The sequence below is a fragment of the Photobacterium sp. GB-56 genome, assembly GCF_003026105.1.
In the GTDB taxonomy this organism is placed as follows: domain Bacteria; phylum Pseudomonadota; class Gammaproteobacteria; order Enterobacterales; family Vibrionaceae; genus Photobacterium.
In genome coordinates, this window is record NZ_PYNW01000001.1 from 229,546 (window position 1) to 248,861 (window position 19,316).

Annotated in this window: 14 protein-coding genes; 7 read left to right on the forward strand and 7 right to left on the reverse strand. The window is 41.4% G+C overall.

Annotation, left to right across the window (positions count from 1 at the left end):
* Nucleotides 1–59 precede the first annotated feature (59 nt).
* The 3 genes from adk (at nucleotide 60) to C9J42_RS01180 (ending at nucleotide 3,359) form a co-directional block, all read left to right on the forward strand.
* Nucleotides 60–704 (forward strand): adenylate kinase, encoded by a 645-nt coding sequence (adk, locus tag C9J42_RS01170; RefSeq protein WP_105060657.1) that lies wholly within the window; start codon nucleotides 60–62, stop codon nucleotides 702–704.
* 225 nt (nucleotides 705–929) lie between these two features.
* Nucleotides 930–1,907 (forward strand): ferrochelatase, encoded by a 978-nt coding sequence (gene hemH / locus C9J42_RS01175; protein WP_107287078.1) that lies wholly within the window; start codon nucleotides 930–932, stop codon nucleotides 1,905–1,907.
* A 147-nt stretch (nucleotides 1,908–2,054) separates the two neighbouring features.
* Complete coding sequence (locus C9J42_RS01180) at nucleotides 2,055–3,359, forward strand: inosine/guanosine kinase (protein ID WP_107205559.1); 1,305 nt, start codon at nucleotides 2,055–2,057, stop codon at nucleotides 3,357–3,359.
* Nucleotides 3,360–3,437: 78 nt separating this feature from the next.
* Here the strand turns inward: C9J42_RS01180 and asnB are convergent, their stop codons facing one another.
* The 5 genes from asnB to nagB form a co-directional block, all read right to left on the reverse strand.
* Nucleotides 3,438–5,108, reverse strand: coding sequence for an asparagine synthase B (asnB, locus tag C9J42_RS01185; RefSeq protein WP_107205560.1), 1,671 nt, complete (start codon nucleotides 5,106–5,108; stop codon nucleotides 3,438–3,440).
* Between the two features lie 320 nt (nucleotides 5,109–5,428).
* Complete coding sequence (locus C9J42_RS01190; RefSeq protein ID WP_107245596.1) at nucleotides 5,429–7,021, reverse strand: cation:proton antiporter family protein; 1,593 nt, start codon at nucleotides 7,019–7,021, stop codon at nucleotides 5,429–5,431.
* 115 nt (nucleotides 7,022–7,136) lie between these two features.
* Entirely contained in the window at nucleotides 7,137–8,351 is a 1,215-nt protein-coding gene (locus tag C9J42_RS01195; RefSeq protein WP_107205562.1) for an ROK family protein, read from the reverse strand.
* A gap of 2 nt (nucleotides 8,352–8,353) precedes the next feature.
* On the reverse strand, nucleotides 8,354–9,490 hold the full coding sequence (gene nagA, locus C9J42_RS01200) for an N-acetylglucosamine-6-phosphate deacetylase (protein WP_107205563.1): 1,137 nt from the start codon (nucleotides 9,488–9,490) through the stop codon (nucleotides 8,354–8,356).
* Nucleotides 9,491–9,508: 18 nt separating this feature from the next.
* On the reverse strand, nucleotides 9,509–10,309 hold the full coding sequence (gene nagB, locus C9J42_RS01205) for a glucosamine-6-phosphate deaminase (protein WP_107205564.1): 801 nt from the start codon (nucleotides 10,307–10,309) through the stop codon (nucleotides 9,509–9,511).
* A 257-nt stretch (nucleotides 10,310–10,566) separates the two neighbouring features.
* Here nagB and nagE point away from each other — a divergent pair, with 257 nt between their 5' ends.
* From nagE to glnS, 3 genes are all read left to right on the forward strand, one after another.
* On the forward strand, nucleotides 10,567–12,057 hold the full coding sequence (nagE, locus tag C9J42_RS01210; RefSeq protein WP_107245595.1) for an N-acetylglucosamine-specific PTS transporter subunit IIBC: 1,491 nt from the start codon (nucleotides 10,567–10,569) through the stop codon (nucleotides 12,055–12,057).
* A 171-nt stretch (nucleotides 12,058–12,228) separates the two neighbouring features.
* A complete protein-coding gene (locus C9J42_RS01215) occupies nucleotides 12,229–14,892 on the forward strand; it encodes a beta-N-acetylhexosaminidase (RefSeq protein WP_107205566.1) in 2,664 nt (887 codons plus the stop codon).
* Between the two features lie 284 nt (nucleotides 14,893–15,176).
* Complete coding sequence (gene glnS, locus C9J42_RS01220; protein WP_107287076.1) at nucleotides 15,177–16,841, forward strand: glutamine--tRNA ligase; 1,665 nt, start codon at nucleotides 15,177–15,179, stop codon at nucleotides 16,839–16,841.
* A 93-nt stretch (nucleotides 16,842–16,934) separates the two neighbouring features.
* Here glnS and C9J42_RS01225 read toward each other — a convergent pair whose 3' ends face one another.
* Together C9J42_RS01225 and fur are read right to left on the reverse strand one after the other, a co-directional pair.
* Complete coding sequence (locus C9J42_RS01225; RefSeq protein ID WP_107294121.1) at nucleotides 16,935–17,975, reverse strand: linear amide C-N hydrolase; 1,041 nt, start codon at nucleotides 17,973–17,975, stop codon at nucleotides 16,935–16,937.
* A 143-nt stretch (nucleotides 17,976–18,118) separates the two neighbouring features.
* Nucleotides 18,119–18,565 carry a ferric iron uptake transcriptional regulator gene (gene fur, locus C9J42_RS01230; protein WP_107205569.1) on the reverse strand — a complete coding sequence of 149 codons (447 nt, stop codon included), beginning with the start codon at nucleotides 18,563–18,565 and terminating at the stop codon, nucleotides 18,119–18,121.
* Nucleotides 18,566–18,757: 192 nt separating this feature from the next.
* On the opposite strand from fur, the gene C9J42_RS01235 reads away from it, so the two are divergent.
* Entirely contained in the window at nucleotides 18,758–19,243 is a 486-nt protein-coding gene (locus C9J42_RS01235; protein WP_107205570.1) for a DUF4442 domain-containing protein, read from the forward strand.
* Nucleotides 19,244–19,316: the final 73 nt, after the last annotated feature.

Sequence of the window (19,316 nt, forward strand, 5' to 3'; positions counted from 1 at the left end):
GCTTATTCAGTGTATTTTCACTTTTTTGCAAAAATTCCACTCTATTAAAGGGGATCACAATGCGCATCATTCTTCTGGGCGCTCCAGGTGCAGGTAAAGGTACTCAAGCTCAATTCATCATGGAAAAGTTTGGTATTCCTCAAATTTCAACTGGTGACATGCTACGTGCAGCTATCAAAGCGGGTACTGAACTAGGCAAGCAAGCGAAATCAGTGATCGATGCAGGTCAATTGGTATCTGACGATATCATTCTTGGTCTTGTAAAAGAGCGTATTGCGGCAGATGATTGCGCAAAAGGCTTCCTACTAGATGGTTTCCCACGCACAATTCCTCAAGCTGATGGTCTAAAAGAAAACGGTGTTAACGTTGATTACGTTATCGAGTTTGATGTGGCTGACGATGTGATCGTTGAGCGTATGGCGGGTCGTCGTGCTCACCTTCCTTCTGGTCGTACTTACCACGCTGTTTACAACCCACCAAAGGTTGAAGGTAAAGATGACGTAACAGGTGAAGATCTTGTTATCCGTGAAGACGACAAAGAAGAAACAGTTCGTGCACGTCTAAATGTTTACCACACACAAACTGCACCTCTTATCGAGTACTATGGTAAAGAAGCGGCAGCGGGTAACACGAAATACCTTAAGTTTGATGGTACACTTCCTGTTGCTGAAGTGAGCGCTGAGCTAGAAAAAGCATTAGCTTAATATTGATATAGGCTGTTTTAGATAGCTTGTAACAATGAAAAAAAACGGGCTTACCTATTGGTATAGTCCGTTTTTTTATGGTTTAAATAGGGGTTAATAAAGGCGGGATACGTCTTTTTCTGATCAAAGTGATCTAAAAGCGATCAGCCTTCGTTTAGCTTCGGTTGCATGATTAATATTTTTTGATCAGAAAGCTTGGTTTAGGACAGATAAGAGCGAAAACCGATGAATAAAGACAATAAAAAATACGGTGTATTGTTAGTTAACTTAGGTACGCCTGATGCACCGACGGCGGCTGGGGTGAAACAATTTCTATCTCAATTTTTACACGATCACCGTGTCGTCGATATGACTCGCTGGTTATGGTGCCCCATTTTACACGGCGTAATTTTGCCGATTCGCTCACCGAAAGTTGCTAAATTATATCAATCTGTTTGGATGGAAGATGGCTCACCATTGATGGTGTATTCAAAACGCCAACAAAAAGCATTAACAGAGATACTTCAAGCCCCAGTTGAACTGGGTATGACTTATGGTAACCCGAGTACTCAGGCTGGTTTGGAGCGTCTAAAGCAGCAAGGTTGTGATAAGGTTTTAGTTTTACCGTTATATCCTCAGTATTCAGGTACTACCACAGCTGCTGTATTTGATCGTATTGCGAAAGACTTAAAGTCCATATCGTATATCCCAGAGTTGCGCTTTATTAATCATTATTACGATCACCCTGATTATATTTCAGCGTTAGCCGAGACGGCTAAAACGGTGTGGGCAGAAAAAGGCGAGCCTGATTACTTATTATGTTCATATCACGGTATTCCTAAACGTTATGCTGATAATGGCGATCCGTATCCCGATCATTGTAATGGTACAACGGAGCTATTAGCGAAGATGCTTGAGATGCCGCGTGAAAAAATGAGCATGAGCTATCAGTCTATTTTTGGACGAGAAGAATGGTTAAAACCGTATACGGAAGGCACGATAAAATCATTGGCTGAGAAAGGCGTAAAACGCCTTGATGTTATGTGTCCTGCGTTCTCTGTTGATTGTTTAGAAACCCTTGAAGAAATTGCAGAGCAGTGCAAAGAAGTGTTCATTGAAGCGGGTGGGGTAGAATTTAATTTGATCCCTTGCCTTAATGATAGCCAGGCACATATTACAATGATGGAAAACTTGGTGAAACAACATGTTCAAGGTTGGGAATAGTCAGTTTTTATTCTGTAACTTACATTGACGATAACGTTTACGCTCTCATTTGTGTTGATATATCTCAAAACCAATGAGAGCTTTTGCTTTTATGTTCTATATTCTGTGATAGAATTCGCAAAATTTACAACTTGATAGCGCATAGACATGAAATTTCCAGGCCAACGAAAATCTAAGCATTACTTTCCGGTACATGCTCGCGATCCACTTTTAAGTCAAACGAAACAAGAGAAGCGTCTAGCACGTACTCATGTTGTAGGTATTGACCAAACATTGGTAGATATTGAAGCTTATGTGGATGATGAATTCCTGGAACGCTATGAGTTAAGTAAAGGCCATTCTTTGGTTATTACTGATGAAAAAGCAGAAGCGCTATATCAAGAGCTAAAAGAGAACAACCTTGTTACTCACGAGTTTGCTGGTGGCACGATTGGTAATACGCTACACAACTATTCTGTGTTAGCGGATGATAAATCTGTTCTTTTAGGCGTGATGAGTAAAGACATTGAGATCGGTAGCTACGCGTACCGTTACCTTTGTAATACATCAAGCCGCATGGATATGAACTACCTTCAACCTGTTGACGGTCCTATTGGTCGTTGTTTTGCTCTTATTTCAAAAGACGGTGAACGTACCTTCGCTATCAACGAAGGTAAGATGAACCAACTTGAACCTGATAGCATTCCTGAACATGTGTTTGAAAATGCGTCTGCACTTGTGTTAACGGCGTATTTAGTGCGTTGTAAGCCTGGCGATCCTATGCCAGCGGCAACAATGCGCGCCATTGAATATGCGAAAAAATACGATGTACCCGTGGTATTAACATTAGGTACAAAGTTCGTTATTCAAGACGATCCACAATGGTGGCGCGACTTCCTTCGTGATCATGTAACAGTTGTTGCAATGAATGAAGATGAAGGTGAAGCGTTAACTGGTGAGTCTGATCCGCTTGTAGCAGCTGATAAAGCATTAGAATGGGTTGATCTTGTTCTTTGTACTGCAGGCCCTGTAGGTTTATATACCGCAGGTTACACTGATGATAACGCTAAGCGTGAAACAAGTTTACCGTTACTTCCAGGTGATATTGCTGAGTTTAACCGCTATGAATTTAGCCGACCAATGCTTAAAACGGCGTGTGAGAATCCAATTAAGGCGTATTCACATATTGCTCCTTATATGGGCGGTCCTGAGCGTATTAAGAATACTAACGGTGCTGGTGATGGTGCACTTTCAGCATTACTGCATGATATGTCTGCAAACCGCTACCATAAAGAAAACGTGCCGAACTCGAGTAAGCACCAACATTCTTTCCTAACTTATTCATCGTTCTCACAGGTTTGTTTATATTCAAACCGTGTAAGCTACGAAGTCTTGGCTCAGTATTCTCCACGTTTATCTCGTGGTCTGCCAGAGCGTGAAGATAGTTTGGAAGAAGCATACTGGGAACGTTAAGTTTCATATAGATATAAAAAAACCGCCAACACATTTTAGTGCTTGGCGGTTTTTTATTAGCTGCAGTTTAGAGCAAACTTATTTTTTATAAGCTTCGTTATGTACAGCTGCTACTGCACGACCTGATGGGTCTGCTGCGTTCTTAAAGCTCTCATCCCATTCAATCGCTTTTGCACTTGAACAAGCAATCGATGGACCACCCGGTACACATTTTGCCGCACTTTCTAGCGGGAACAACTCTTCAAAGATCTCACGGTATGCGTAACCTTCTTTGGTTGTTGGTGTGTTGTAAGGGAAGCGGTAAGCCGCTGTTTCAAGCTGTTGATCCGTTACTTTTTCTTCAGCCACTTCTTTTAGCGTATCAATCCAGCTGTAACCTACACCATCAGAGAACTGCTCTTTTTGACGCCATGCGATAGATTCTGGTAAGTAGTGCTCAAAACACTCACGTAAGATGTGTTTTTCCATCTTACCGTTACCACACATTTTATCTTCAGGGTTCAGACGCATTGCCACATCGATAAATTCTTTATCTAGGAATGGTACTCGGCCTTCAACACCCCATGCCGCTAACGATTTGTTTGCTCGTGCACAGTCAAACATGTTCAGAGCAAGCAATTTACGTACAGTTTCTTCATGGAACTCTTTCGCGTTCGGTGCTTTATGGAAGTATAAGTAGCCACCAAAGATTTCATCTGCACCTTCACCAGAAAGTACCATCTTGATACCCATTGCCTTGATTTTACGACCCATTAGGAACATTGGGGTAGAAGCACGAATGGTTGTCACATCGTAAGTTTCAATGTGATAAATCACATCACGGATAGCATCTAGACCTTCTTGAATCGTGTAAGTCATTTCATGGTGAACGGTACCAATTTTATCTGCAACTTCACGCGCTGCTTTTAAATCAGGGGCACCTTCAAGACCCACGGCAAAAGAGTGAAGTTGAGGCCACCATGCTTCAGATTGGTCATTATCCTCAATACGCATTGCAGCAAAGCGTTTTGCCACAGCTGATGTAATTGATGAATCTAAACCACCTGATAGTAGTACACCGTAAGGTACATCTGTCATTAACTGACGCTTAATAGCGGCTTCTAATGCTTCAGTTAATTCTTCTTTGCTGGTTGAGTTACCTTGTACGGCTGCGTATTCATTCCAATCACGGGTGTAATACCGTTGTGGCTCGGCATCAGCACTACCGTAGTAACAACCAGGAGGGAATTCACTCACTGTTTTACACACAGGTACCAGCGCTTTCATTTCTGATGCAACATAGTAGTTACCGTTTTCGTCAAAGCCTTGGTACAACGGAATAATACCAATGTGATCACGACCTACAAGGTAAGTATCTTTTTCTTCATCGTACAGTACAAAGGCGAAAATACCGTTAAGCTCTTCAAGTAACTCTTCGCCCATATCTTGGTATAGCGCAAGAATAACTTCACAATCTGAATCTGTTTGGAAATCGTATTTACCTTCATAGCGAGCACGGATTTCTTTGTGGTTGTAGATTTCACCGTTAACCGCAAGAATTAATTTTTTATCTGGGCTATATAGCGGTTGTGCACCACTGTTTAAGCCAACAATCGCTAGACGCTCATGCGCAAGAATGGCATGTTCTGATGCATAAATACCTGACCAGTCTGGGCCGCGGTGACGAAGCTTTTTCGACATTTCTAATGCGATAGGACGCAATGCTGCTGCGTCGCTTTTAATGTCTAGGATCCCAAATACAGAACACATAGTAATACCACTCCAACGTTATCTTTTTATATCCATAAATCTTAGAAACACAGATGTAACCGAAAGGTTTATATAATGAAAATAAAACTTTTTATTTATGTGCGTTTCTCTTTGATTGTTAAAATTGCGTATTCTGAAGTAAATTGCAATAAAAAATCTTCAATCCATTAAAATAAAACGCCTTAGGTAAATATCATTCATTAAAATCGCCTTTAACTGAATTAAATCTAATTTGTTTGGCTTTTTGTTTAAAAAAAATAAACAGTAGTTGTTACCACTGTTTATTTTTTGCTGCGAAATAAGGGGGCGTACTTATAGGATTATGATTTGATTGCTGTTATGTCTGGCTTTAAGTGATCACATACATTACGAGCAAAACCACTGCCAGCCTCATTGAAGATGTTGAAGACGGCATCAATACCTTGTTCATACAGTAACTCTTCATCATCATTGTACTGAGCAATTGCTGCTATTTTACCTTGGAAATGACGAGCTTTAATTTGCTCCAAGGCATAAACATTCGCCTGACTATGAGGCATTGCTAATAAAATAAGAGTTATACGTTCTTTGCTGATCACCCGCGCCCAAAAATCAGGATCAGTCGCATCGCCTTGAATAACATTACGTCCTTCTTTGCGTTGCTTCTCTGCGGATTCCTCTCGGGTTTCAACGCCTATGATTTGCTTGCCGTAACGTGCTTGTAACTCATCATATGCCCCCGTGCCTATTCGACCCATACCAAGAATTAACACTTTTGATTGTCCAAGATCGATCAGTTTGTCATCGGCGTTGAGTTTTTCTGGTTCAAATTCTTTTAGCCATTTTGATGCTTCTGTATAAAGTTTATGGCTCACGCTGTTGAGAGGGGCTGCGAGCAAAAATGAAAAAGAAACGGCAATAGCGATAGCCACTAAAAAAGTACCCGGTAATAGTCCTAGCTTATAAGCCACACCACCGACAATTAAACCAAACTCGCTGTAATTAAATAGTGTTAACGTCGCGAGCATTGAGGTACGGACACGGTAACGACACAAATGGAATATGCCGTAGTACAACATGCCTTTAAGCGGTAATAAGAGTAGTAAAACAAATGCCATCAGTAACCCATTAAGCGTCGGGGTTTCTGACAGGCCAATATTTAAGAAAAAGCAAACAAGTAACAGCTCTTTAAAGTTAAAGAGTGATTTTGCCATTTCAGAAGACTTACTGTGTCCTGCCATTAGCATCCCGATCAATAGCGCACCCAAATCAGGCTTCATACCAACCAGTTTAAATAACCCTGCACCGAGCACTAGCGCAAGAGTAATGGCATAGAGTACCAGTACTTCACCGTGACCTGCTTTGTCTAAGATCTTGTATAGGATAGGGCGAATTAACGGTAGGGCGAAAAGTCCAAGCGCATACACTTCTGGCATTTTTCCACTTGAGATAGTCAAGAATATAACGGCGAAGATATCTTGCATGACCAGAATACCGATAGAGACGGTACCGTACTTTGCATTTAACTCGCCTTTTTCTTGTAACAGCTTAATGGCAAATACTGTACTGGAAAAAGACAGCGCAAACCCGATAAGAATTAATTGGCTTAACGCCATGTCGCTGAACATGGTTAAACCAAGCTGTTTTAATACCAATAAACAGAGGGTAAATAAGGTTGTTGATAAGAGATTATGTAAGGTAGCACCACCCCAAACTTCTTTTTTAAGTAAGGACTTCACATCCAGCTTTAAACCAATGGTAAAAAGAAGCAGTGTTACCCCTAAGTTAGCTAAGGTTTCTAAAGTAGGTGTAGAAGTAAAGCCAAAACTGTTAAGACTAAAGCCTGCAACAAGAAAACCCACAAGAGGGGGGAGTTTGCAACGTAGAGCAATAAAACCAATGATAAAAGCGGTAAGTATGTAGATAAATTCCATATCTTGTACAACATCCTTGCAAGATAACAATCTGGAGAAATAGTGTGAAGCTGATGAGATTAGGGGCGTATTAAATCAATACGCCCCTTTGCTCTGAATTTATATGGTGCTGTGATTAGTCTTCTAATAGAAGCTGTAATAATACACCGTTTAACATGGCGCGTTTGATCATTGAAAATGCACCTATGGTCGGCTGGTTATAAAGCTCAGATGCAACAACCGGTAAGTCATGATGAAATCTTGAGAGTGATTGTGTTTCAACACAACGTCGAATCGCTGGAAAAACAATCTCTTGGGCATGAGTAATGTTACCCGCAAGAATGATTTTTTGAGGGTTGAACAAATTGATGGTCATCGCAAGAGCTTTGCCCAATTGATTTCCAACTTTTATCAACGCTTGGGTTGCTAACTCATCACCATCATTTGCCGCATTACAAATCGCAAGCATTGTTATATCTTCAAGCGCTTGTAATGAACTTGGATAGCCTTGGTCGAGCAAATGTTGAACATTTTTAACTATTGCGGGATCGGCTGCGACTGTTTCTAAACAACCAAAATTACCGCATTGGCATTTATCGCCTAAAGGATCGATTTGAATATGGCCGATCTCGCCCACGTTACGGTTAAAGCCCAAGAATACTTGACCATTAACAATAATACCGGCACCTGTACCGTTGTGAACACTGACTAGAATTGAGTCTTTACAATCGCGGCTTGCACCGAAGTAATGTTCAGCTAGCGCTAGGCCTCGAATATCATTACCGACAAAACAAATAACACCGAATTGTTTTTTAATAATGTCAGCTAATGGAAAGTCATCAATTTCAATATGTGGCATATATTCCACAATACCATGCTCAGGGTTCACTAAGCCGGGGAGCGTAATACCAAATGCAACCAATTCTTTCATTACATTTTGGTTATTACTGATGAAATTTTGGATATGCTCAAGTAAACCATCAATTAAGGCTTGTTGGCTGGTATAAGAAAATGGGTGAGCGGTACCTGTTATATGGTTACCACTTAAATCATAAAGGGTTATTTCAATGTAATTTCGACCAATACGCACCGCAATAGAATGAAATGCTGCTGATTCAGTTGTCAGCGATATTGCCCGTCTACCGCCGGTTGATGCTTGTTGCGCGACCTCTTTGATTAGGCCGCGCTCAAGTAGTTGGCGGGTTATTTTAGTAACACTGGCAGGAGCAAGCTGACTAACATCAGCCACCTGAATACGTGAAATAGGGCCCTGCAAGTCAATCAAGCGATAAACAGCTGCACTGTTTAGCTGTTTTACGAGATCAACATTACCAATTTGTCCGCCTGTCATAATTAGCTCTGTTTGTATTCACCATTAACAATTGTCGCCTGAACATGATAATCGCGATCAAACACAGTAAGATTTGCTACCATGCCTTTTCTTATAGCCCCAAGTTTCTTGTCTACACCAATAGCGCGAGCAGGATAAAGTGTGGCCATACGAATCGCTTCGTCCAAGGCGATACCTACATGTTCAACACTATTTTGAATTGCTTCAATCATTGTCAGTGCTGAACCACCAAGTGTGCCTTCTTCAGTTACACACATGCCGTTTCGGTAATATACCTTTGTCCCAGTAAAAAGAAAGCTATCGATGTTTGCACCTGCTGGAGCTGTGGCATCGGTCACTAAAACTAAACGCGTATTCTTCATTTTATGAGCCATGCGGATATTGGCATAGTCAACATGGAAACCGTCAGCAATAACGCCTGTATAGATTTCACTGCTATCGTAAATAGCGCCAACTAGACCTGGCGAACGACCTTCTACTGGACTCATCGCATTGAATAAATGCGTAGTAAAACTAATACCGAGATCGAAGCCTTGTCTTGCTTCTTCGTATGTCGCATTACTGTGTCCTGCCGATACGACAATACCTGAATCAATCAGTTTCTGAATATGCTCAGGTGAATTCAGTTCAGGTGCGAGAGTGACTTTAGTAATAACATCAGCATTATCACACAAGAACGCAATCATATCGTCACTCGCTGGACGAATGAAATCCGGGCGGTGAACCCCTTTCTTTACAACATTAATATAAGGGCCTTCTAGGTGTAGGCCTAATGCTTGATTGTGGTATTTTGCTTGATAGTCACGAATAGCTGAAACTGCACGTTTCATGTCTTCGTCGGGGGAGGTGATAAGCGTAGGGAGAAAGCTAGTACAACCTGATTTTAGGTTGGCTTGGTGCATAATATCAATGGCTTCGGCGGTGGTTTCATTGTTGAACATCACCCCTCCACAACCATTTAATTGTAAGTCAATAAAGCCAGGAGAGAGGTTTGCACCATGAAGATCGATAGTGTCGATGCCATCGAGTAAATGATTAATCGGGCAGATTGCATGAATGTTCACGCCGTCAATAATGACGGCGTGGTTATTCAGCACTTCGCTACCGGTAAAAATATTACAGTTGGTAAGCGCGTACATGAATATTCCTTAATAGGATTAAAGGTGGTTAATATTTTCCGCTTCTAGTTCTTGGAAGTACTTAACGGTCTTCACTTTTAGCTCTTGAGTTGATGGCTCATCACAAACAATCATTGATTTAGGATGTAGCTGCAGTGCAGATACTGTCCATAGGTGATTGACACTGCCTTCAACCGCAGCTTGTAGTGCCTGTGCTTTGTTGTGGCCAGTGATAAGGATCATGACTTCTTCAGAATCTAGTAATGTACCAACACCGATAGTTAGCGAGTACTTAGGTACTTGGTTGATATCGCCATCGAAGAAGCGAGAGTTAGCAATACGCGTTTCGTGCGTTAGTGTTTTGATTCGTGTACGAGATGCTAATGATGATGCTGGCTCATTGAAAGCAATGTGGCCGTCGTTGCCTACACCGCCCATGAATAGGTTGATTTTACCGTAAGATTTGATCTTATCTTCGTAACGTTGGCATTCAGCAACGTGATCTTCTGCGTTACCATCAAGAAGGTTAATGTTCTCTTCTTGGATGTCAACGTGGTTGAAGAAGTTGTTGTACATGAAGTTACGGTATGATTCTGGGTGATCTGCAGGCATGCCTACGTACTCATCCATGTTGAAAGTAACAACATGTTTAAAGCTTACTTCACCAGCTTGGTATAGCTCGATAAGACGTTTGTAAGTTGCAAGTGGTGTACCACCAGTTGGTAGACCCAATACAAATGGACGCTCAGCTGATGGTTCGAATTTATTGATACGATCTGCGATGTAGCGAGCTGACCATAAACCAACATCTTTAGCGTTATTTAGCGGGATTAGTCTCACGTTGATACCTCGTTGAAGAAAGTTAAAACAGGAAAAATCTTAGCGACATAGCGCCTTTGTTTCGAATGATAAAATAAGTTTTATGATCGAGCTAGCAAAATCACTCAGTTCTAACCTCCGTCGGTGATTGAGATCACAAATGATGAGCTTTTAATTTGCGGGGCGAAATTAATTTCTTAAACTGCGGATAACTTAATACGGATAGCTTATAAACAGTTATTTAATTACATCTAAGAAAACCATAGGGGGAACTAAGGGTGAATATTCTTGGATATTTTCAAAAAGTAGGTAAGGCATTAATGGTGCCAGTTGCAGTACTTCCTGCAGCGGCAATCTTAATGGGTATCGGTTACTGGATTGATCCGAACGGCTGGGGTGCAAACTCTGCATTAGCTGCTTTCTTGATCAAGGCTGGTGCGGCAATTATTGATAACATGTCTGTACTGTTTGCAGTGGGTGTTGCATACGGCATGTCTAAAGATAAAGATGGTGCAGCAGCACTTTCTGGTTTTGTAGGTTTCCTTGTGGTAACAACGCTTCTTGCACCGGGTGCAGTCGCGCAAATCCAAGGTATTGACCCAAGCGCAGTTCCAGCTGCATTTGGTAAAATCAATAACCAATTCGTAGGTATCTTAGTCGGTATCGTATCAGCTGAGTTGTACAACCGTTTCTCAAACGTAGAACTACACAAAGCACTAGCGTTCTTTAGTGGTAAGCGTTTAGTACCAATTCTAACATCTATTGCTGGTATCGTTATTGCAGGTATCTTGATGGTTGTTTGGCCATCAATTTACGGCGGTCTAGTACATTTTGGTGAAAGCATCCAAGGTATGGGTTCTGTAGGTGCGGGTCTATATGCATTCTTCAACCGTCTATTGATTCCTGTAGGTCTTCACCACGCACTAAACTCAGTATTCTGGTTTGACGTAGCAGGTATTAACGATATTCCTAACTTCCTAGGCGGCGCGAAATCAATCGCTGAAGGTACAGCAACTCCAGGTGTCACTGGTATGTACCAAGCTGGTTTCTTCCCAATCATGATGTTTGGTCTACCAGGTGCGGCACTTGCGATGTACCACACTGCGAAAGCGAAGAATAAAGAGCGCGTAGCATCTCTACTACTAGCTGCTGGTTTTGCATCATTCTTCACAGGTGTTACTGAGCCGCTAGAATTTGCATTCATGTTCCTAGCACCAGTACTGTACGTAATTCACGCAGCACTAGCGGGTCTATCTGTATACATCGCAGCATCTATGCAGTGGATTGCAGGTTTCGGTTTCTCTGCAGGTCTAGTTGATATGTTCTTGTCATCACGCAACCCACTAGCTGTTCAGTGGTATATGCTGATTGTTCAAGGTATTGCATTCTTCTTCATCTACTACTTTGTATTCCGCTTCGCGATTGTTAAGTTCAACCTTAAAACGCCTGGCCGTGAAGACGACGAAGAAGAGACTTCATCAGTTGCAGGTTCTGCAGAAACTAGCGAGCTAGCGAAGCAGTACTTAAAAGCACTGGGTGGTCACGGTAACCTAGAGAACATTGATGCTTGTATTACACGTCTACGCCTAACGCTAAAAGACAGCAGTCTTGCTAACGAGAAAACGTTAAAAGCACTAGGTGCGATGGGTGTAGTTAAACTAGGTTCAAATAACCTTCAGGTTATCCTTGGCCCTCTAGCTGAAATTGTTGCTGGCGAAATGAAGAAAATCCCAGCGTCAGAAGATCTATCTTCTGTAAAACTTCCATAATTACCTGAATTCTTCAGTAATTAAGTAATACCGCAAGACCTTTAATAAAACCGGCCTTATTATTTTCAAACATGGAATGATAGGGCCGGCATTTTGAGTACCCAACGTTTGGGCTCGTATTGATTTTCTCTTCACTTTTTTAGAAGAGATATCGGGAGAAAGGAATATATCATGACTATTAAACTTACGGCGTTAGCATCTTTTATTGCATTAGCGGTGACGGGTTGTGCAAGTAAAGGAAACAATGATCAAACTGTAGTAAATAACCTAGCGTCAAACCTAGATCTTAACTACGAAGTCGCTATTCAGCACGGTGCAGAAGAAGGCTTGCCATGTAAAACACTGGGTGCGGAATGGGCATCATGTGATTTGATTAATTTAACGCTGGAAAATAAAGGTCCAGCGGTGACGAATAAAGATTGGAAAATTTACTTCAGCAGTATTCGTCAAATCCTAGAAGTGCAGAATGATCAATTCAAAGTTACTCATGTAACAGGTGATCTACACACACTAGAGCCAACAGATAAGTTCGATGGTTTTGCTGAAGGTGAAAAGGTTGTTATCCCTTACATCGGTGAATATTGGACTTTATTTGAAAATGATTACATGCCTCGTGCATATGTAACAGCAGGTAATGCAGAACCAAAAACAATTGTTAGCACAGATACAGCTAACCCTGCAGATTACTTAACGCCATTAAAAGGCGATCAATTTAAGCGTGTTAAAGCGGATAATAACGTATTAGCGACACCAGAAACACGTTTTGAGAAAAACAGCGATGTAAACTTAGTGGCTTCTGAAGAAGTAGCTGGCACTATTTTACCTACACCGCTAAGTACTAAATTAACTGGCGATACTGTTTCTCTAGCTAACGGTATTAAGATCGACAACCTAACGCTACCTGCTGACATGATGGCTGCAGTAGAGGCTCGTTTAGCACAGCTTGGTGTGAACGCGCAGGGTGAATACCCAGTAAAAGTAACAATTTTACCGGGTTCGTTTAAGAAGGATCAGCAAATTGTTGGTGCTTATAAGCTAGACGTAACTAAGAAGGGCGCCACCGTTACTGGTTTTGATAACCAAGGTGCGTTCTACGGTATGCAGTCTCTGATCTCACTGATGTCTACCGGTGCAGATAACAGCATTCCAACATTAAATGTATTGGACGCACCACGTTTTGATTATCGTGGTGTAATGGTTGATGTGGGTCGTAACTTCCACTCTAAAGAAGCGATCCTACGTACGCTAGATCAAATGGCAGCGTACAAGATGAACAAATTCCACTTCCACCTATCTGATGATGAAGGTTGGCGTATCGAAATTCCGGGTCTTCCTGAATTGACAGAAATCGGTGGTAAGCGTTGTCATGATTTATCAGAAACAAGCTGTCTTCTTCCTCAACTAGGCTCAGGCCCAACATCTGAGAACGATGGTTCAGGTTTCTACAGCAAGCAAGATTACTTAGATATTCTAAAATATGCGAAAGCACGTGGTATCGAAGTGATCCCTGAAATTGATATGCCAGCTCACGCGCGTGCAGCGGTGGTAGCAATGGAAGCGCGTTACAAGCGTCTAGCTGCTGAAGGCAAGATGGATGAAGCGAATGAATATCGCTTGATGGATCCACAAGATACGTCAAACGTAACGACAGTACAGTTCTACGATAAGCGTAGTTTTATTAACCCATGTATGGATTCGTCAGCAAAGTTTGTTGATAAAGTCATTACTGAAATTCAAGCAATGCATAAAGACGCGGGTATGCCGCTAAATACATGGCATTTCGGTGGTGATGAAGCGAAGAACATCAAGTTAAATGCAGGCTTCCAAGATATTAACGCTGCAGAGCAAACAGCTTGGACGGGTTCAATTGATCAATCTAAGCAAGATAAGCCATACCAAAAATCACCAATGTGTCAGAAATTGATCGCAGAAGGTGTGGTAAGTGATTACGATCGTCTACCAAGCTACTTTGCTGAGCGTGTAAGTGCTGTGGTTAATAGCAAGGGTATTGAGAATTTCCAAGCATGGCAAGATGGCTTGAAGTACTCGAAAGATGCGAAAGCATTTGACACAGATAACGTACGTGTGAACTTCTGGGATGTTCTATACTGGGGCGGTGGTGCATCTGCATACGAGTGGGCTAACAAAGGCTATGATGTTGTAGTATCAAACCCAGATTACGTATACATGGATATGCCATATGAAGTAGATCCATCAGAGCGCGGTTACTACTGGGCAACACGTGCAACAGATACACGTAAGATGTTTGGTTTTGCACCTGCAAACTTACCTCAGAACGCAGAAACATCACTCGATCGTGATGGCAATGGCTTTGCAAGTAAAGGTACGGTTGAATCGAAAGGCTTCCACGGTCTGTCTGCTCAGCTTTGGAGTGAAACTGTAGGTAACGATGATCAATACGAGTACATGGTATTCCCTCGCGTACTAGCAGCAGCTGAGCGTGCATGGCACAAAGGTGAGTGGGAAAATGAGTACCAAGCAGGTGTTGAATACTCACAAGACTCAAACCTTGTGGACAAGAAAGCCCTTCACAACGAGTGGGAGCGTTTTGCTAACGTTCTTGGTCAACGTGAACTAGCTAAACTTGATGCGGCAGGTATTCAGTACCGTGTACCAGTACCTGGTGCAAAAATTGAAAATGGTAAACTTGCAATGAACGTAAGTATGCCTGGCTTAGCACTACAATACTCAACGGACGAAGGCAAAACGTGGAACACTTACAATGCGAAAGCACAACCAAGTGTAACGGGTAAAGTTGAAATCCGTGCAGTAAGCGCAGACGGTAAACGTTTCAGCCGTGTAACATCACTATAAGTTACGATGTAAACACGCTTTAACTGTTAAAATATCAGCCGGTGAAGGGAAACCTTCATCGGCTTTTTTTATTAAGTTAGGTAAAAATCATGGCTATCAAATTAATGGTCATGTTTTTAATGCGCCTAATTAGGGCATTAATGTATAGTGGTAGGATACAAACTCCGTTATTACGGGGCTTTTTTATCCATATCGACAAACAATGCATACTATTTGTTGAGTCATGAGCCATATTTATGGATCATATACAGTTCTCAATCCTGTAAGCACACGAGGTGTAATTGATGAGTGAATCTGAAGCTCGTCCAACTAACTTTATCCGCCAAATTATTGATGCGGATTTAGCAAGTGGCAAACATACAAGCGTACATACCCGATTCCCGCCGGAGCCGAATGGTTACCTGCATATCGGCCATGCTAAATCTATTTGTTTGAACTTCGGTATTGCTCAGGACTATCAGGGTCAATGTAATCTTCGTTTTGATGATACTAACCCTGAGAAAGAAGACATCGAATACGTTGAGTCTATTAAGAACGATGTTAACTGGTTGGGCTTTGAGTGGAGCGGTGAGATTTGTTATTCATCAAACTACTTCGATAAGCTATACGGGTTCGCAATTGAATTAATTAATAAAGGCTTAGCGTACGTTGATGAGCTAAGTCCAGAGCAGATGCGTGAGTACCGTGGCACATTAACTGAGCCAGGTAAGCATAGCCCATACCGCGATCGTAGCGTTGAAGAAAACTTAGCTCTATTCGACAAAATGAAGAACGGTGAAGTTGAAGAAGGCAAAATGTGTCTTCGTGCGAAGATCGACATGGCATCACCATTTATGGTTATGCGCGATCCAGTGATCTACCGTGTACGTTTTGCGACTCATCATCAAACGGGTGATAAGTGGTGCATTTACCCAATGTACGACTTCACACACTGTATTTCTGATGCGCTAGAGGGCATTACGCACTCTATTTGTACCCTTGAGTTCATGGACAACCGTCGTCTATACGATTGGGTTCTTGAAAACATCACTATCGATTGTACACCGCATCAGTATGAGTTTAGCCGTCTAAACCTTGAATACACTGTGATGTCGAAGCGTAAGCTGAACCAACTTGTGACTGATAAATTGGTTAATGGTTGGGATGATCCACGTATGCCAACTATTTCTGGTCTGCGTCGCCGTGGTTTCACACCGGCATCTATGCGTGAGTTCTGTAAGCGTATCGGTGTGACTAAGCAAGACAACACTATCGAGATCAGCTCACTAGAATCTTGTATTCGTGACGATCTAAACGAAAACGCACCACGTGCAATGGCGGTTCTTGATCCTGTTAAAGTTGTGATTGAAAACTTTGATGGTGAGACAGAAATGCTTACTGTCGCTAATCATCCGAATCAACCTGAAATGGGTTCGCGTGAAGTGCCATTTAGCCGCGAGCTATACATTGAGCGTGAAGATTTCCGCGAAGAAGCGAATAAGAAATACAAGCGTTTAGTGTTAGGTAAAGAAGTTCGCTTACGTGGCGCTTATGTGATTCAAGCGGATCGCATCGAAAAGGATGCGGAAGGTAATATCACCACAATTTTCTGTTCTTACGATAAAGATACATTAGGTAAGAACCCAGCAGATGGTCGTAAAGTAAAAGGTGTTATTCACTGGGTATCAGCAGAAGCGGGTATTCCAGCAGAAATTCGTTTATACGATCGCCTATTTACAGTACCAAACCCTGGTGCGGCAGATGATTTTGTATCAGTGATCAACCCTGACTCTCTAACAGTAGTTAACGGTTTCGTTGAACCATCATTGGTTGCTGCTGAAGCTGAAAAAGCTTACCAATTTGAGCGTATGGGTTACTTCTGTGCAGATAACAAAGACTCAAGCCCTGAGCATTTAGTCTTCAACCGCACAGTCGGCCTTCGTGATACTTGGGCGAAAATTGGCGACTAATTCAGTCTCTGATTTCAGCTAATAAAAACCGCATCGCTCTTGTGATGCGGTTTTTTATTAATAGCTATCTAAATCGATGATATAACATGGCTATTAATGTCCAGAGTTAATGACTTGCTCCGTAATATTCCCCGCAAGCTCAGCATTGCTTAATTTGAAGAAAATCATTTTGCCTGATTTTTGAATATCTTGGGTGTTGTATTTAAATTGACTAAATATATCTCCCCATTGATAGCGAACGAAAGTCTCACCTGATTGTAAATGCCTATTTACCGAATACTCTGTTGCGTAACCTGTCATTTTACCGTTAATAGGGCGGTTTGGCGCATCATGAGGAATACGAAACATCGTTGACTCGAGCTTTAAAATGCCATTGATGATGCTCGTTGGTTCTTTTAAGTGCTCTGAAAAATAGGTGGCATGAACGAAACGATCTTCAGGATTAGTGTTACCGCCAGTGCCTAAATTTGTTTGGCTCCATTGTTGATCTTGTTCGCCCCATCCACGTGCAGAACGTTTAATATTCGCAAGGTGTTGGGCATAACCAGGCTGATTTGTCATGACGGTATATTGTTTTCCATGCCAAATTTGAGGTTTGCCCTCACGCCATTCAATAATAGCGCTGTCGCCCGTTGGATCTTGGAAAGATAAATGCAGAGCAATGCGAACAGGAATTCCTTCAATAAATTCTTCGTTAGGGGCAAGTGCGGTGGCTGCTTTTACAACATCATTCACTGTTTTATGTTGCGACAACATATGGCGAAGGTAGGTAATTGCGCCATCGGTTTGTTTATTATTCCCTTTGCCGAGATCCATTCCACCATCATAAAGAATATTACCACTGAGCCCTTGTGAGTTAATACCATCCATTAGAACACCGTAAGCAGTGATCCCCGTGACAGCAAATTTGGATGTAACAAGGTTCTTATTACTTAGGTGCGTTGTGTATTCTGAACCTTGAGGAAAGTTTGCTAAGTAAGGGTTTGTGGATTCAGACCAATCCATAGTACGAGAAACAAAGACACCATGATCTTCTGTTTGCCAAAGGATACGAGTACAAGCATTCGCGTTAGATATTAGGCTTGAAAGAGATAGGGTGGTGATTAATGCGAGTACTAATGGTTTTACTTTCATCTATAACATCCATATAAAATAGTTGGCATAGATATATAGTAAAAAACACCATTTTGTAATGTGGTTATTTGTAACAATGTTTGAAAGGTGAACTAAGTATCAAATAAAAAAGCCAGTGGAAATACACTGGCTCTTTTAAAGTATTACTTTGGGTCGTGAAGAGTTTCATCTTCGGCGCAATTGCCTTTCATGCAATGACCATATAGATATAGGCTATGATTTGTTAAGCGAACATTGAAGCTTTCTGCAATTTGTTTTTGACGATCTTCGATGATGTCATCTGAAAACTCGATAACTTTACCACAATCTAAACAAACTAGATGATCATGGTGGTGTTGAGTTGATAGTTCGAAAACAGATTTACCACCTTCAAAATGATGTCGTGTGACAATGCCTGCATCATCAAACTGGTTGAGTACGCGATAGACTGTAGCTAGGCCAATTTCTTCGCCAATATCGATAAGTTTTTTGTACAAGTCTTCAGCACTGATGTGTTGGCAATCAGGTTCTTGCAGTACTTCCAAAATTTTAAGGCGTGGAAGAGTAACTTTTAAGCCTGCTTGTTTTAGCGCATGATTATTATCTGACATCAAAATTTCCTATTGGCTATCCGCAAAGGTGTTGCAGTAGTCTTTTTCATTTCTAACTATTATAAGTGACGCAACGATAACAATAAACCTTAAAAGCAGAGGAAACTAGGAGATATGTATAATTTCTAGTGTTTGAATGTATGTAAAATTTATGTAAATATAAACTCATCGTACCAGATGGGGGCTTTCATATTGTTTAACGTTTATAAGCCAAGTGTTGTGAAATGTGCGCTGAATCTATGGCCACCCTTTTGGGGGGCGGGTATTAAGATTATGACGATCAGTGATGATTTTCGATATGTTCGTATAAAATTGAAGCTGCGCTGGTGGAATAAGAATGCAAACCGTACACAGTATGGTGGAAGTATTTTTTCACTTACAGATCCTGTTTATTCTTTGATGTTAATGGGCATACTTGGACGTGAGTATTTTGTCTGGGATAAACAAGCAAATATCAACTTTATTCAACCGGGCGATAGTGATTTAACCGCTGATTTTGTGATTTCTGAACAGTGTATTGAAGAGATAAAGCAAGTAACAAAATCTGGTGATAAGTATTTTCCCTCTTTTACGGTCAATGTATTAAATAGTCGAGGGGAGTTAGTTTCTCAAGTTGAGCGAACCTTATATGTAAGGAAAAAACCAGAATATCGAACGGAATCGAATGCGATATCTTGAGTGAAAATATCGCTAAAAAGATGTATAAAAAAACGCGCTTGATAAGCGCGTTTTTTTGATGATCTCAATGCGA

Excerpts from the sequence above, each read along its gene's own strand:
- adk (WP_105060657.1), top strand. The coding sequence starts at position 60 with ATGCGCATCATTCTTCTGGGCGCTCCAGGTGCAGGTAAAGGTACTCAA.
- hemH (WP_107287078.1), top strand. The coding sequence starts at position 930 with ATGAATAAAGACAATAAAAAATACGGTGTATTGTTAGTTAACTTAGGT.
- C9J42_RS01180 (WP_107205559.1), top strand. The coding sequence starts at position 2,055 with ATGAAATTTCCAGGCCAACGAAAATCTAAGCATTACTTTCCGGTACAT.
- asnB (WP_107205560.1), bottom strand. The coding sequence starts at position 5,108 with ATGTGTTCTGTATTTGGGATCCTAGACATTAAAAGCGACGCAGCAGCA.
- C9J42_RS01190 (WP_107245596.1), bottom strand. The coding sequence starts at position 7,021 with ATGGAATTTATCTACATACTTACCGCTTTTATCATTGGTTTTATTGCT.
- C9J42_RS01195 (WP_107205562.1), bottom strand. The coding sequence starts at position 8,351 with ATGACAGGCGGACAAATTGGTAATGTTGATCTCGTAAAACAGCTAAAC.
- nagA (WP_107205563.1), bottom strand. The coding sequence starts at position 9,490 with ATGTACGCGCTTACCAACTGTAATATTTTTACCGGTAGCGAAGTGCTG.
- C9J42_RS01215 (WP_107205566.1), top strand. The coding sequence starts at position 12,229 with ATGACTATTAAACTTACGGCGTTAGCATCTTTTATTGCATTAGCGGTG.
- glnS (WP_107287076.1), top strand. The coding sequence starts at position 15,177 with ATGAGTGAATCTGAAGCTCGTCCAACTAACTTTATCCGCCAAATTATT.
- C9J42_RS01225 (WP_107294121.1), bottom strand. The coding sequence starts at position 17,975 with ATGAAAGTAAAACCATTAGTACTCGCATTAATCACCACCCTATCTCTT.
- fur (WP_107205569.1), bottom strand. The coding sequence starts at position 18,565 with ATGTCAGATAATAATCATGCGCTAAAACAAGCAGGCTTAAAAGTTACT.